The organism is Kitasatospora sp. NPDC038210 (assembly GCF_055600605.1).
This window is the reverse complement of record NZ_JBVJYK010000001.1, coordinates 502736-517346: the sequence shown is the minus strand read 5'-3', so window position 1 is coordinate 517346 and position 14611 is coordinate 502736. Positions and strand designations below refer to the sequence as shown.

Here is a 14611-nt window from a genome sequence, read left to right as displayed (position 1 = left end):
AACCTAGGAGCAGCCGTCATGACGGGCGTCCCGGAGCAGTCCTCACCCCATCGGATCCCCGCGGGGTCCCTGCACTCCTCCCTCGGTGACCCGGCCCTGGAGTCGATGAACTTCCTGAACGAGATCGCCGGCCGCTATCCCGACGCCGTCTCGTTCGCACCGGGACGCCCCGTCGAGGAGTTCTTCGACCTGGAGCAGATCCACACCTACCTCCGCCGCTACGAGCACCACCTCGTCACCGACAAGGGCTACTCGCCCGCGCAGGTCCGCCGGGAACTCTTCCAGTACGGCCGCACGAAGGGCGTCATCCACGAGCTGATCGCCCGCAACCTGGAGGCCGACGAGGGCTTCCGCCCCGACCCGGACGCCATCGTGGTCACCTCCGGCTGCCAGGAGGCGATGTTCCTGGTCCTGCGGGCCCTGCGGCAGGACGAGCGCGACGTCGTCCTCGCGGTGGCGCCGACCTACGTCGGCCTCACCGGCGCCGCCCGGCTCCTGGACATGCCGGTCCTCCCGGTGCACAGCGGAACCACGGGCGTGGACCTCGAACACCTCCGCGCGCGCATCCGCCGGGCCCGCACCGAAGGCCTGCGGCCGCGCGCCTGCTACCTCGTCCCCAACTTCGCCAACCCCTCGGGGCTCAACCTCGATCCGGAGAGCAGGCGAAGCCTCCTCGAACTCGCCGAGCAGGAGGACATCCTGCTGCTGGAGGACAACCCGTACGGCCTGTTCCACGCCGGGGGCGAGCGGCTTCCCTCCCTCAAGTCGACGGACACCCGGCGCCGGGTGGTCTACCTCGGCTCGTTCTCCAAGACCGCCATGCCCGGGGCCCGCGTCGGCTTCGCCGTGGCCGACCAGCAGGTGGAGGAGGAATCGGGCGAGATCGGCCTGTTCGCCGACCGACTGTCCAAGCTCAAGAGCATGGTGACCGTCAACACCTCGCCGATCGCGCAGGCGGTCGTCGCCGGGAAACTGCTGGAGCACGGCGGCAGCCTGGTCGAGGCCAACCGCCGGGAAACCGAGCTCTACCGGACCAACCTCCGCCACCTCCTGGCCGGCCTGGAGCGGCACCTCGCCGGCACCGGAGTCACCTGGAACACCCCGGCCGGCGGGTTCTTCCTGGTCCTGACGGTCCCCTTCCCGGTGCACGACGACCTGCTCGAACTGTCGGCCGACCGGTACGGGGTCCTGTGGACGCCCATGCGCCACTTCTACGACGACCCTTCCGCCGACCGGCAGATCCGCCTCTCCTACAGTTCCCTGACTCCGGACCGGATCGAGGAGGGGCTGACCCGGCTCGCCTCCTTCATCCGGGAGCAGTGCAGCTGACCACGGCAGCCGGCCGACGGGCGTGGACGGACCTTGCCGGAGCGGTGGCGCCGTCCGTCGCCGGCGGACGACTGTAACGAGTGGTAGGTACACTCGGCGCATGAGCAAGAAAGAGGCACTGACCCGGGCTGCGGCGGAGCTGTTGTGGGAGCGCGGGTACACCGGCACCAGCCCGGCCAAGGTCCTGGAGCGGGCGCACGCGGGGCAGGGCAGCATGTACCACCACTTCTCCGGCAAGGCGGAGCTGGCGGTGGAGGCCATGACGCGGATGAGCGAGGAGCTCCGGGCCCGGGCCGAGGGGGCGCTGGGCGGTGAAGGCGGGGCCGTCGCCCGCATCGACGCGTTCCTCGACCTGGAACGTGACCCGCTGGCGGGCTGCCGGCTGGGGCGTCTGACCCAGGACTACGACGTCGTGACGGACGATCGGCTGCGCGCGCCGCTGGCCGAGTTCTTCGACTGGCTCGACGAACGGCTGACGGCGGTCCTCGCCGAGGGGGTGCGCACGGGGGAACTGCGGCCCGGCACCGACCCCGTGGCGATCGCCGCACTGATCATGGCGACGGTGCAGGGCGGGTACGTCCTGGCACGGGCCTGGCAGCAGCCCGAGGCGTTCCAGCGGGCCGTCGAGGGGGTCCGACGGGTCCTGGCCGACCTCCGGGTCCACCCCGGCCAGGACTGACCCCGAGCCGGGGCTGACCCCAGGTCAGGGGCGGCCCCAAGGTCAGGGCCGGCCGGGGTCGCCGACCCCGTGACCCGGCGGCGGGACGGCGTGCGGCTGCCGCGGTGCCCGACCGGCCACCGCGGCGGTGAGGACACAGACCGCGCCGGCGGCGGCCGCCGCCGCCAGGGCCCACCAGAGGGCGTCCGGGCGCAGGCCGAACAGCACACCGCACAGCAGCGGCCCGGCCGCGGCCCCGAGCGAGACTCCCATCTGGCTGCAGGCCGTGGCCCGTTGCTCCCGTCCGGGGTACGGCAGACCGATGACGTAGTGCAGCAGGCCCGCCCAGCCCCAGCCGCCGCCGTACGCGAGCAGGGCGCCGAGGAGGGTCGGCGCCGTCCCCCGGTGGGTCAGCAGCACGGCGCCCACCGCCCCGGTCGCGAACAGGCCGACGAGGGCGGGCCAGGCGAGCCGGGGCAGACGGCCGACCAGCCAGCCCGCGGCGAGCCGGACGGCGATGTTCAGTGCGGCGCCGGCGGTCGCCACCGCTCCGGCGACCGACAGCGAGGCGCCCCGGGCGGTCAGTGCCAGCACCAGGAAGCCGCCCAGCCCGTTGCCGACCATCGCGCCGAAGAATCCGGCGCAGCTGAGGGCGGTCAGGTGGACGTCGGCCGGCAGCGGCGCACCGCCGCCCGCGGCCGCCGGTCGCCGCCCGTCCGCGGCGCTGCGCCGTACCACCAGGGCGGCGCCGAGGCCGCACGGGACCGCGGTGGCGGCGAGGACGCCGCGCCAGCCGACCGGGTCGGCGAGCAGCGGCATCGCCGCGCTGGCGAGCAGGGTCGCCGCCGGCACCGCGGCCTGCTTGAGTCCGAACGCGAAGGCCCGCAGCCGGGGGGCGCACCGGCGCATCAGGAGGGCGTTGGTGTGCGGCTGGGTGTACCCGTAGGCGAAGCCCCCGAGCGCCGAGCTGATCCAGAGGCCGGCGACCGGTGCGCCGGCTGCGCAGAGCAGCCCGACGCAGGTGGCGCCGAGAGCGACCGCCAGGGTCCGTTCCACTCCGGCGGGGAGTTCGGAGCGCCTGCTGACGAAGGCACCCGCCAGGGAGGCCAGCCAGTAGACGGCGAGGACGGCGCCCGTCCGCGTCGTGCTCCAGCCCAGCTCCGCGCAGATCAGGCCGTTCGCGGCGCCGGGGAGGAAGACCGGCAGCGAGGTGAGGACGGTGACCGCCGCCACCCCCAGGGCCGTGGACAGTCCCGACGCGCCGGAGCCCGCCGGGTCGGGCCGCGCAGCCCGTGCGGTCCGTGCGGTCCGTGCGGTCCGTGCGGTCCGTGCGGTCCGGACGAGGGTGCTCACCGGGCCAACGCCTCCATCCGGTCGGCGTGGTGGCGTGCGGCGCTGTCCAGCAGGGCCCGGGCGACCGCGTCCGCGTCCCCGAGCGTCACGGAGTCCACGCCGGGCCGGACCCCGGCGGCGGTGGCCCAGTGCACCCCCTCGGTGGGGACGCCGAGGGCGTACCGCTGCGGGTGCACGCGGCCGCGCGCGTCCACGAGGCGGCTCGGCCGCTCGGTCACCGCGAGCGCCCCGGTCTCGTGGTGACCGCCGTCCGGGTCGGGGATCCGGTACGGCGCCGCCTGGCCGGTCTCCAGGAGCCCCCGCAGCAGCCGGTCCGCGGTGGTGCGCACGTCCGGGTCCTGGATGCGCGCCTCGATGAGGGTGGTGACCGCGATCGCCGGCCCCGGCACCGTGGCCGAGGAGACCAGGAACCCGTCGTGCCGCGGTGCCGGCGCCACCCGCATCCCCGGGCCCAGCGGGGTCACCACGCCGGCGCGGACCAGCGCGGCCAGCTCCGCGATCCGGCGCCCGGGCGGGCCGATCGACAGGCCGGCGTTGAACGGCGAGAACCAGCCGGTCAGTTCCTCCCGGTAGGAGCGGCCGGTGATCCCCGCGTGGTCGACGACCTGGCGGATCTCGTTGCGCAGGTCGCGCAGCGCGTCGAGGGCCGCCTTGACCGGGTCGTCGATGTTGCCGCCCCGGGCGGCGGCCGCGTCGCGGTCCAGGTGCTCGGCCAGCCACCGGCCGAACTCCGGCCGCCCGCGCAGCGCCCGTTCGTCGTACGGGGTCTCGACCAGCCGCCAGTTCCACTGCGTGTCGACGGTGATGCCGTGCCGCCGCAGCAGCGGCTCCGGCAGCGGCAGGTGCGCCGGCGAGTACAGGCAGGCCCGCAGGAAGCCGTTCACCGCCTCGGCCGGGGCGGCGCGGCCGTTCAGCAGCGTCCGGTAGTAGACGATCTCGACCTCGCGCGCGATCAGCGGCCAGACGTCCCGGCGGAACCGCACGTCGCCGCGGGCGGCGGCGCGCTCGCGCAGCGCGCGGATGGTCGGCCCGGTGAGCAGCAGCGGTCGGTGCCGTTCGCCCAGTTCTTTCTGGTTCTCGCCGCGCGCCCGGTACGGGAGGCCGCGACGGGAGCCCGCGTAGAGCCGCGGTTCCCGGCCGGACGGGCGGTAGTCGAGGCGCCCGTCGGCGCGCTGCTCGAACACGCCGCCGCGCCCCTGGGTGAGCAGGGTCAGGTAGTCGAAGAAGGCGAGCCCGAGGCCGCGCACGGCCACCGATTCGCCCGGGGCTATCGCCTCGGTGTCGACCTCCGCCGGGTTGCCCGGCGGCAGGTGTCGGCCGCCGGCCGGGGTCGGGGCCGGGGTGGCGTGGGTCGTTGCAGGGCCGGTCGCTGCGGGGGCGCGGCCGGTCGCTGCGGAGCCTGCGGGGGCGCGGCCGGGGGCGGTGGGCAGATGGCCCTGGGCGAGCACGACGGCGTCGAGCAGGATCCGGTCGCCGCCGGCGAGGCGCAACAGCTGCTGCTCGCCGAAGTCCTCCAGTGCGACGGCGCTGTCCCGGTGGACGCGCACCGTCACGTGCGGGGGCGCGGTCCGCACCGCGCGGCGGAAGGCCCAGCGCAGGTAGTGGCCGTAGAAGGGCCGGGTGGGGTAGGAGTTCGGGCCCAACGCGCCCGCCTCGCGGAGGATGTCGTCCGGGTACGCGTCGTCCGGGCCGAAGTCGTCCCGGCCGCAGTCGTCCCCGCTGAAGTCGGCGTGCCCGTCGGCCCCACCGAGGTCGTCCGGTCTCGGGGCGCCCGGTCTCGCCCCGGTGAGCGCCCGCGCCCACTCGTACAGGTTGGGGCCGGGCACCACCGGTCCCGCGCAGACCACGCTCGCATCGGTGAACACGGTGATCTGCTCCGCGACCGTGTTCATCAGCAGCTGCGGGGACTGGTCCGTCCGCCAGACCCGGCCCGCCCCGGGCGGGGTCGGGTCGATCGCGTGCACCGTCACCGGGCCGCAGTCGGGTTCGGCCGCCGCATTGGCGCACAGGCGCTCCAGCAGAATGAGTCCGCGGGGGCCCACCCCCACGATTCCGACACTGAATCGATTCCTCAAAGCCCGTCCCCGGTGTCTGGCGCCGCCCGATCGTTCGCTCACGCCGATCCTAGTCAGCACGCCCCGCCATTCATGCGGCCCGCGCATCATTCATGCACCGGCGCCATGGAACGCCATTCATGCAGCCGGCGAATGGATGGTCGGGGCGATCTATTTCCCATCCCCCCGGCCCCCCGGTTAGCTTTTCGGCACGGCGTGCGGCGGCCGTCCGGGGCCGACCCCGTCCGACCGGTGCGGCTGGCACGACCAGCGGACTTCCCGCACACCGGGCGTTCCCGGCCGGCCCGATCCGACGGCCGGACCGCGGGCCCCGGAAACCGGCGCACCGCCCGATTCCGCCGCCGCGCGACACTCGCAGCCTCCCGTTTCCGTCATTCGAGCGGAGAAATACACATGGCCGACCTCAGCCCTGCCAAGTACAAGCCGTACAACCGGTCGTCGATAACGCGGTCCCCGCAATGGGAGCGGATTCCGCAGGACCTCCGCGAAGCCGTCGAGGTGGTTGCCCACGTCCTGCCGTTCCGGACGAACCAGTACGTACTCGACGAACTCATCAACTGGGACAAAATTCCCGACGACCCGATATTCCGGCTCAACTTCCCGCACCGCACGATGCTGGAACCCGACGACTACACCGCACTGCGCGACCTGGTCCGCTCGGGTGACAAGCAGCAGCTGGCCAAGCAGATCTTCGAGGTCCGCACCCGGATGAACCCGCACCCGGCCGGCCAGCTGAGCCACAACGTGCCGGAGCTGGACGGCCAGGTCGTCCCCGGGATCCAGCACAAGTACGACCAGACCGTGCTGTTCTTCCCGAGCGCGGGCCAGACCTGCCACGCCTACTGCACGTTCTGCTTCCGCTGGCCCCAGTTCGTCGGCGAGGAGGACCTGCACTTCGCGGCCCGCGACGCCGAGGGCCTGGCCGCCTACCTCAGGCGGCACCCCGAGGTCACGGACGTGCTGATCACCGGCGGCGACCCCATGATCATGCGGACCGGCGCGCTGGAGCGGTACCTCGAACCGCTGCTGGCGCCCGACCTGGCGCACATCCAGAACATCCGGATCGGCACCAAGGCCGTCGGCTACTGGCCGCAGCGCTTCGTCAGCGACGTGGACGCGGACGACCTGCTGCGCCTGTTCGAGCGCATCGTCGGCGCCGGCAAGCACCTCGCCCTGATGGCCCACTACAACCACCCGGCCGAGCTGCGCCCCGCCATCGCCCAGCAGGCGCTGCGGCGCATCACCGGCACCGGCGCGGTCGTCCGGATGCAGTCCCCCGTGCTGCGGCACATCAACGACGACGCGGCGGCCTGGAAGGAGCTGTGGACCCTGGGGGTCAAGCTCGGTGCCGTGCCGTACTACATGTTCGTCGAACGCGACACGGGTGCCCGGTCCTACTTCGAGCTGCCGCTGGCCGAGGCGTACGACATCTTCCGGACCGCCTACAGCTCGGTCTCCGGGCTGTCCCGCACCGTGCGCGGCCCGTCGATGAGCGCCTTCCCCGGCAAGGTGCTCATCGACGGCACGCCGACGATCCGCGGCGAGAAGGTGTTCGCGCTGCAGTTCCTGCAGGCGCGTCAGGACGGCGTCGTCCGCCGCCCCTTCTACGCGAAGTTCGACCCCGCCGCGACCTGGTTCGACCAGCTCGTCCCGGCCTTCGGGGAGCGCTCCTTCTTCTTCGAGGAGGAGCCCGCCGGGGACCGCCCCGGGACCGGCCGACCGCTCGACCTGGTGGGGGTGTGACCCGGATGGCCGGTCGACCGCTGCCGACCTACGAGGTCCTCGCGCTCCGGTTCGGCACCCACGCCGACCGCCCCGCGCGGGACAACTTCCTGCACGACGAAGGCCAGTTCACCCCGGGCAGCGCCGGCCCGATGGACTTCTACCTCTGGGTGATCCGCGACGACCGGCACTTCCTGCTGGTGGACACCGGCTTCCCCGAGGAGATGGCCCTCCGCCGCGGTCGCACCCTGTTCCGCTGCCCGGTCGACGCGCTGGCCGACCTCGGGGTCACGGCCGAGCAGGTGTCGGACGTCGTGATCACCCACATGCACTACGACCACGCGGGCAACCTGGACCGCTTCCCCACCGCCCGCATCCACCTGCAGGAGGAGGAGCTGCGGTTCTGCGCCGGGCCGGCCATGCGCCACCGGGCCGTACGCCGGCCGTTCGAGCCGGTCAACGTGCAGACCGCCGTGCAGGGGCTGTTCGAGGAGCGGCTGGTGCTGCACCGCGGGGAGGCGGAGATCCTGCCCGGGGTGACGGTGCACCCGGTGCCGGGCCACACGCCGGGCACCCAGGTGGTCCGGGTCCACACCGCGCGCGGCTGGGTCGTACTGGCCAGCGACGCGACCCACCTGTGGGCCAACATCCGGCTGCGCAGCCCGTTCCCGATCCTCGACCAGCTCACGCCGATGCTCGAAGGCTACGACGTGATCGAGTCCCTCGCGGACGGCCCCGACCACGTCATCCCCGGCCACGACCCCCGGGTGGCCCGGCGGTTCCCCCCGCTGGCGGCGGCGCCCGACTGGGTGCGCCTGCACGAGGCCCCACTGGCCGACACCCCGGACACCCAGGGCACGCAGGACATCGCGAGCGGGACCGACGGCGCCGCGGCCCGCGCGGAGCGGATCGGGGCGGCCCGATGACGCTCCACCAGGTCTCGATCATCGGCGTCGGGCCGCGCGGCCTGAGCGTCCTGCAGCGGATCGGCGAACTGGCCGACCGGCTGCCCGCCGACCGCCGGCTGGAGGTGCACCTGATCGACCCCGGCGAGCCCGGCCAGGGCGCGCACCCCGCCGGCCAGCCCGCCCACCTGCTGACCAACACCGTGGCCAGCCAGGTGACGATGTTCACCGACGGCCGGGGCCCCTCGTTCACCGAGTGGGCGGCGGCCGTCGGGTACCGCGAGTTCGACACCGGGTTCCACCCCACCGGCGGCGAGGGCGGCCGCCCGATCGGTGAACACGCCTACCTTCCCCGCAAGCTGCTCGGCGAGTACCTCACCTGGGTGTTCGACCGGACGGTGCGCGCGCTGCCGGAGCGGATCAGGGTGGTGCACCACCGCGACCGGGCGTGCGACGTCGAGGCGCACCCGGGCGGCGGCTACACCGTCCACCTGGCGAACGGCCACCGCCTGCCGAGCGACTACGTCCTCCTCACCACCGGGCACTGCGAGCGGATCCCCACCGACGAGGACCGGGCCCACACGGAGTTCGCCCGGGAGCACGCCGACCGCAACCCCTGGCTGGCGTACTGCGCCTCGCCGTACCCGGTGCAGCGGCTCGGCGGGATCGCCCCCGGTTCCACCGTCGCCGTCCAGGGCTTCGGGCTGACCGCGCACGACGTGATCTCCGAGCTCACCGTCGGCCGCGGCGGACGGTTCGACGACTCCGGCGCGGAGCTCGTCTACCGGCCCTCCGGGCGGGAGCCCGCGATCCGGCTGTTCTCCCGCCAGTGCCTGCCGTTCGCCGCCCGCGGTGTGAACCAGAAGGGCACCACCGGGCAGCACCGGGCGCGGTTCTTCACCCCGGAGGCGGTGCGCCTCCTCAAGGAACGCGCGCTGGAGCGGCGCAACGACCCGCGCCTCGACTTCGAGGAGGAGGTGCTGCCGCTCCTGAAGCGGGAGATGGCCTACGCCCACCGTGCCGCGCAGCAGGGCGGCGCCGTCCCCGCGGAGGGGTTCGAGCCGAGCCCGGCCGAGCTGGCGGCCGTCGAGGCGATCCTCGACCCGTTGCACGAGCGGGAGTTCGACAGCCAGAAGGCCTTCACCGAGTTCTTCCTCGACCACGTCGCCGAGGACCTGGCGCAGGCGGAACTGGGGAACACGACGAGCCCGGTCAAGGCCGCCACCGACGTCATCCGGGACACCCGGGCGAGCCTGCGGGAGGCGGTGGAGTTCTCCGGGCTCACCCCGCGGTCGCACCGGGTGTTCAACCGGACCTACGGCCCGATCATGAACCGGGTCTCGTTCGGTCCGCCGCTGGTCCGCAACCGGCAGCTGCTCGCGCTGTTCCGGGCGGGAGTGGTGGACCTGGCCGGCGGGCCGGGCTGCACCGTGGTCCACGACCGGGAGACCGGACGGTTCGTGGTGCGCACCCCGTACCCGCAGGGGGCGGAGTCGGTGGCCGCCGACGCCCTGGTGATCGCCCGGCTCGACGCCTTCCACCCGGAACTCGACGGCTCGCCGCTGATCGGCAACCTGCTCGGGCGCGGGCTGGTCCGCCCGTACGCCAACGGCCCGTTCCGGCCCGGCGGCATCGAGATCGACGAGTGCGGCCGGCCCGTCACCGCGACCGGCGAAACGCTCACCACCGCCTGGGCGATCGGCTACCCGGTCGAGGGGCCGCGGTTCTACACCCACGCGCTGCCCCGGCACGCGATGGCCTCGCAGTTCTCGGCCGACGCGGACACCGCCGTACGGGACCTGATCACGCACATCCACCAGCGCACCGACGTCACCCCGGAGGCAGAACGTGGCGATACAGCCCGGACAGCAGTTTCCGTACCCTGAGTTCCGCCGGCGCCATGCGCGGCCGCAGCCGGAGCCGGTCCTGTGGCAGTGGGAAACCCTCGCCGAGGAGCTCCGGGTGACCGAGCACACCGAGTACGGCACGATCACCCTGGCCCGACCGGACGGCGGCCACGAGGTCGTCCCCGGCACCTCGATGACCTTCCAGGCCGTCCGGCCCGGAGAGCGCACCACCCCTCACTCGCACACCTGGTGGCACCTCTACTTCGTGCGCTCCGGGACGGGCACGGTGGTCTTCCACGAGAGCGGCGACACCACCGGGTTGAACGAGGGCGACATCCTGCTCATCCCGGCGTGGACCGTGCACCACTTCGAGAACGGGGCGGGGGACGCCGACCTGCTGCTCCTCAACATGTCGAACCTTCCCCAACTGGCGGCCCTGCACAACAACTTCTCCAAGTAGCCGGCCGGACGAGCAGCACGAGACGTACGAGCAGCACCTGACAACGAGAGGCACGAGAGGCAGACCATGTTCAAGCGGATCGACCACATCGGCGTGGTGGTGGACGACATCATCGAGGCCCGAGCCCTGCTGGAGAGTCTGGGCATGCAGCTGGAACGGGCTCAGGACATCCCCGAGCGCAACGTCCGGATCGCGTTCTACCGGTGCGGGGACGGCCGGATCGAGCTCATCGAGCCGACCGGTGCGGAGGCGCGCAGCCGCAGGCTCGGCGAGGGGGCGCAGGCCCGGATCGAGCACATCGGCGTGGAGGTCGACGACGTGCCGCAGATCATGAAGGCGGTGCAACAGCTGGGCATCGAACTCACCACGAGCGAGCCTGTGTTGGTGGGGCCGAACCTCAATGCCTGGACGCAGCCCGGGACTTCCGACGGGATCCAGTTCCAGCTGGTCCAGCGGGACGTGGTCTGAGGCCGCGCCCGTGACGGCCGGGGGCGGGACCGTCCAGTCGGTGCCCCACCCGCCCCCGGCCGCCCGTCGGCCGCCGTCCGTCCAGCGCCGTCCCGCCGGCCGCCGGCCGTCCGCCGTCCGAGCCCGGACCGCCCTTCGCCGGCGCCGGATTGCGACTGTACATACTAGTAGTTACACTCCGGGATGTGGATTCCTTGAAGATCTCTGCGGCAACCGAGGCGGTGCCGGTCGAGGCACCGCACACCCCCGGGGACCGACGCGGCGGACGGCCGTTCTGGATGCTGGCGTCCCTGCTCGGCGGCATGTTCCTGGGCAACGTCGACATCGCGGTGGTCAACGTCGCGATCCCCTCGATCCGCGATCGGCTGCACGCCTCCAGCGGCGCCCTGGAGCTCATCGTCTCCGGGTACACGCTCGCCTTCGCGATGCTGCTGATCACCGGCGCCCGACTGGGCGAGATCCACGGTCGGCGGCGCGTCTACCTCGCCGGGCTGACCGTCTTCACCCTGTCCTCGCTCGGCTGCGGCCTCGCACCCGACGCCGTCGTCCTGGTGTGCGCCCGGGTGGTGCAGGGATTCGGCGCCGCCCTGATGATCTCCCAGGTGCTGACCACCATCCAGGTGGAGTTCGAGGGCCGGGCCAGGCGCCGGGCGCTGGGCGCGTACACCGGCATCCTCGGCGTCAGTTCGGTGGTCGGCCAGGCACTGGGCGGCATCCTGGTGTCGGCCGACATCCTGGGCACCGGCTGGCGGCCGGTCTTCCTGATCAACGTGCCGATCGGCGTCGTCCTGCTGTTCACCTCGCTGGCCTTCCTGCCGGACGACCGCCCCTCGCAGCAGGGCGCGTTGGACCTGCCCGGCGTGGCACTGCTCTCGCTCGGACTGTTCCTGCTGGTGACACCGCTGGTCCTGGGGCGCGACGCGGGCTGGCCGCTGTGGACCTGGCTCTGCCTGGGATCCTCGCTGCCGGTGTTCGCCCTCTTCGGCTGGACCGAGCGGAGGGTGGTACGACGCTCGGGCGCCCCCCTGATGAACGTCGAACTGCTGACCCGCCGTCATGTCGCCCTCGCACTCGCCTCGCAGGCCGCCACCCGGGCCGGCTACTTCGCCGTGCTGTTCGTCCTGGCGCTCTACCTGCAACAGGGACTCGGCAAGAGCGCGGTCTACTCCGGCCTGGTCCCGGTCGCCTGGGTGGCGACCTTCGCCCTGATCGGGCCGATCCTCGGGCGACTGGGAACGCGCGCCCGCCGGCTGGCCGCCCCGGTCGGGGGCGGGCTGATGGCCGTCAGCTTCGCGCTCATCGCGCTCGGCGCCCAGGGCACCGCCGCCCTGGTCGTCCTGCTGGGGATCGGCGGCGTCGGCTACGGCGCGGCGTTCAGCGGCACCCTGGCGCACATGACCGAGACCGTCGAGGCCCGGTACGCGCCGGACGTCAGCGGCCTGTTCAACACCACGCTCCAGGTCGGCGGCACCCTGGGCGTGGCCGTGTTCGGCACCCTCTACCTGGATCTCGTCGGCGGCAGCGGGACACCGCAGCACGCGTTCGCCACCACCACCGCCGTCCTGGCGGTGATGTCGCTCGCCGCCTCCGCCCTGATCCTGCTCGCCGGGCGGTCCTCGTCGACCGGCTCGGTGCTCGGCGAGCAATAGCCACCCGCCGCCGGTCGCCCACCGATGACCGACGACCAGCGGCCGATGGCCGATGCCAAATGACCAATGACCGATGACCACGAAGGAGTTCACACGATGGATGTCATCCACCACCCCGGAGACTCGACCAAGGGCCCCGAGGACCGCTTCACCGGCGACGTCTGGCTGTGGCCGCGGATCGGCGCGACCGCCAACGCCGAGGTGCGCAACGTCCTGTTCACGCCCGGCTCCCGCAGCCACTGGCACACCCACCCGGCCGGACAGGTCCTGCACGTGACCGAGGGCGTGGGCGTGGTCCAGGCCCGCGGCGGCGAGCGGCAGGAGATCAGGGCCGGCGACACGGTGGTCTGCCACCCCGGCGAGGAGCACTGGCACGGCGCCGGCGAGGGCACGTTCATGACCCACATCGCCGTCACCGACGGGCCCACCGACTGGCACGAGCACGTGACCGACGAGGAGTACTCGGGCTGAACCCTCCGCTCCCGGGCCGGACCGGTCGGCCTGCTCGACGCCGCCCACGGGCCCGGGAGCGGTCGGCGGCCCGTGGCCTCCGGCCCGGGAGATTCCGCAGCGGCGGTGACGGAGACTCAGGTGAATGCCGGTCAACTGTGTGGTGGAACGGGCGGAAACAGCCCGGGCCCGGGAGTGGGGCCGGCCGCCGGAAAGCCTGCCGAGGCACCGGGGAAGGGCCCATTGCGTCCGACATCTCACAGCTCCCGACGGCCCGGGACATCTGATGACGCATATGCCTCCCTGCATATGCTGCTGTCCATGAGTATCGAGCTGCACCACCTGCGCGGGTTCCTGGCCCTGTCGGAAGAGAGACACTTCACCCGCGCCGCCAAGCGGATGAACGTTTCCCAGCCGACGCTCAGCAGAAACATCAAGCGCCTGGAGGAACTGCTCGGCCGGAAGCTACTGGAACGAACCACCCGTCAGGTGACGCTCACCCCGGAAGGCGAGCGACTTTACGATCAACTTTCCTTTCTCATAACTCGGTTGGAAGACGCATTGCGTTTTGAACCGAAGGACGTGCTCAGGCTCGGATTCGCCTGGGGTTTCCCTTCCGGGTGGCCGCAGGAGGTGATCGCCGAGTTCGAGGCCGAGACCGGCGTCACCGTTCAGGTGCAGCGGCACGACGCCAAGCTCGCCGGGGTCGACCGCGGGAAAAGCGACCTGGCGATCCTGCGCGGTCGGATCAAGGCCCCGGACGTGAAGGTCACGACCCTGCTGCACGAACGGAGGATCGCCGCCGTCTCCACACGATCCGAGCTGGCCGGAAAGGAGGAGATGAGCTGGGCCGAAATCGCCGAACTGGGCCTCGTGCTGAACGAAGTGAGCGGAACGACGGACCTGACCGACTGGCCGGCCGACCGCCAGCCGAGCGTCTCCGCGATCTGCAGCAATTTCGACGAATGGCTGGAAGCCGTCGCCGCGAACCGGGGCGTGGGCGTGGTCCCCGAATTCGTCGGCCGCCAGCACGTGCACTCGTTCGTGTCGTTCATCGCCATCCCGGACGCCCCGCAGGTGCCGCTGAACCTGGTCCATCCCCAACGCGGTGCCCATCCACTCATCCCGCGCTTCATCGCCATGGCGCGGGCCGCCGTCGGCGCTCCGTCCTGAACCCCGTGGAGAACGGGAGGAGCGGGCGGACAACGTGGTCCGGCCCGCCCCTCCCCCTGCTCCTCCCGCAGCTCCTCCCGCAGCTGCTCCCCCGCGCTACCGGGCGGCGACCGCGTCGCCGCGGCTGGTCCGGGTGCCGGGCACCGGCTCGGCCGGGTCGTCGGTGTGGGCGAGCGGGCGGTTGTCCGCGTCGACCATCAGGACCTTGGGGACGAGGGCCTTGGCCTCGGCGTCGCTGACCGTGGTGTAGCTGATGATGATGACCAGGTCACCGGTGTGGATCAGCCGGGCGGCGGCGCCGTTGATCCCGATGATCCCGCTGCCGCGCGGGCCGGCGATCACGTAGGTCTCCAGGCGGGCGCCGTTGTCGATGTCGACGATGTGGACGAGTTCGCCGGGCAGCAGGTCGGCGCCGTCCATCAGGTCCTGGTCGATCGTCAGCGATCCCACGTAGTGCAGGTCCGCCTGGGTCACGGTGGCGCGGTGGATCTTGGACTTGAGCATGGTGCGGTTCACGGCTTG

Annotated in this window: 13 protein-coding genes; 10 read left to right on the top strand and 3 right to left on the bottom strand. The window is 72.6% G+C overall.

What is annotated here, in order from left to right; translation table 11 throughout:
- Positions 1 to 18: 18 nt before the first annotated feature.
- Positions 19 to 1329 (top strand): aminotransferase-like domain-containing protein, encoded by a 1311-nt coding sequence (locus ACZ7KX_RS02105; protein WP_470324815.1) that lies wholly within the window; start codon positions 19 to 21, stop codon positions 1327 to 1329.
- Positions 1330 to 1429: 100 nt separating this feature from the next.
- A complete protein-coding gene (locus ACZ7KX_RS02100; protein WP_470324814.1) occupies positions 1430 to 2008 on the top strand; it encodes a TetR family transcriptional regulator C-terminal domain-containing protein in 579 nt (192 codons plus the stop codon).
- 42 nt (positions 2009 to 2050) lie between these two features.
- Here the strand turns inward: ACZ7KX_RS02100 and ACZ7KX_RS02095 are convergent, their stop codons facing one another.
- Both ACZ7KX_RS02095 and ACZ7KX_RS02090 read right to left on the bottom strand, forming a co-directional pair.
- Positions 2051 to 3340 carry an MFS transporter gene (locus ACZ7KX_RS02095; protein ID WP_470324813.1) on the bottom strand — a complete coding sequence of 430 codons (1290 nt, stop codon included), beginning with the start codon at positions 3338 to 3340 and terminating at the stop codon, positions 2051 to 2053.
- Positions 3337 to 5388 carry an FAD/NAD(P)-binding protein gene (locus ACZ7KX_RS02090; RefSeq protein WP_470324812.1) on the bottom strand — a complete coding sequence of 684 codons (2052 nt, stop codon included), beginning with the start codon at positions 5386 to 5388 and terminating at the stop codon, positions 3337 to 3339. The genes ACZ7KX_RS02095 and ACZ7KX_RS02090 overlap by 4 nt, the downstream gene beginning before the upstream one ends.
- A gap of 420 nt (positions 5389 to 5808) precedes the next feature.
- Between ACZ7KX_RS02090 and ACZ7KX_RS02085 the strand changes: the two genes are divergently transcribed.
- From ACZ7KX_RS02085 to ACZ7KX_RS02050, 8 genes are all read left to right on the top strand, one after another.
- Entirely contained in the window at positions 5809 to 7158 is a 1350-nt protein-coding gene (locus ACZ7KX_RS02085) for a KamA family radical SAM protein (RefSeq protein WP_470324811.1), read from the top strand.
- 5 nt (positions 7159 to 7163) lie between these two features.
- Positions 7164 to 8063, top strand: a complete 900-nt coding sequence (locus tag ACZ7KX_RS02080) for an N-acyl homoserine lactonase family protein (RefSeq protein ID WP_470324810.1) — start codon at positions 7164 to 7166, stop codon at positions 8061 to 8063.
- Positions 8060 to 9928 (top strand): FAD/NAD(P)-binding protein, encoded by a 1869-nt coding sequence (locus ACZ7KX_RS02075; RefSeq protein ID WP_470324809.1) that lies wholly within the window; start codon positions 8060 to 8062, stop codon positions 9926 to 9928. Before ACZ7KX_RS02080 ends, ACZ7KX_RS02075 begins: the two co-directional genes overlap by 4 nt.
- Before the next feature lie 76 nt (positions 9929 to 10004).
- A complete protein-coding gene (locus tag ACZ7KX_RS02070; protein ID WP_470324808.1) occupies positions 10005 to 10349 on the top strand; it encodes a cupin domain-containing protein in 345 nt (114 codons plus the stop codon).
- A gap of 66 nt (positions 10350 to 10415) precedes the next feature.
- Entirely contained in the window at positions 10416 to 10817 is a 402-nt protein-coding gene (locus tag ACZ7KX_RS02065; RefSeq protein WP_470324807.1) for a VOC family protein, read from the top strand.
- Positions 10818 to 11002: 185 nt separating this feature from the next.
- Positions 11003 to 12466: an MFS transporter gene (locus ACZ7KX_RS02060; RefSeq protein ID WP_470324806.1), complete on the top strand. Its 1464-nt coding sequence runs from the start codon at positions 11003 to 11005 to the stop codon at positions 12464 to 12466.
- Between the two features lie 96 nt (positions 12467 to 12562).
- Complete coding sequence (locus tag ACZ7KX_RS02055) at positions 12563 to 12937, top strand: (R)-mandelonitrile lyase (protein WP_350523998.1); 375 nt, start codon at positions 12563 to 12565, stop codon at positions 12935 to 12937.
- Between the two features lie 300 nt (positions 12938 to 13237).
- Complete coding sequence (locus ACZ7KX_RS02050) at positions 13238 to 14089, top strand: LysR family transcriptional regulator (protein ID WP_470324805.1); 852 nt, start codon at positions 13238 to 13240, stop codon at positions 14087 to 14089.
- A 96-nt stretch (positions 14090 to 14185) separates the two neighbouring features.
- On the opposite strand, the gene panD is transcribed toward ACZ7KX_RS02050, so the two are convergent.
- Positions 14186 to 14605, bottom strand: coding sequence for an aspartate 1-decarboxylase (gene panD / locus ACZ7KX_RS02045; RefSeq protein ID WP_470324804.1), 420 nt, complete (start codon positions 14603 to 14605; stop codon positions 14186 to 14188).
- Positions 14606 to 14611 lie beyond the last annotated feature (6 nt).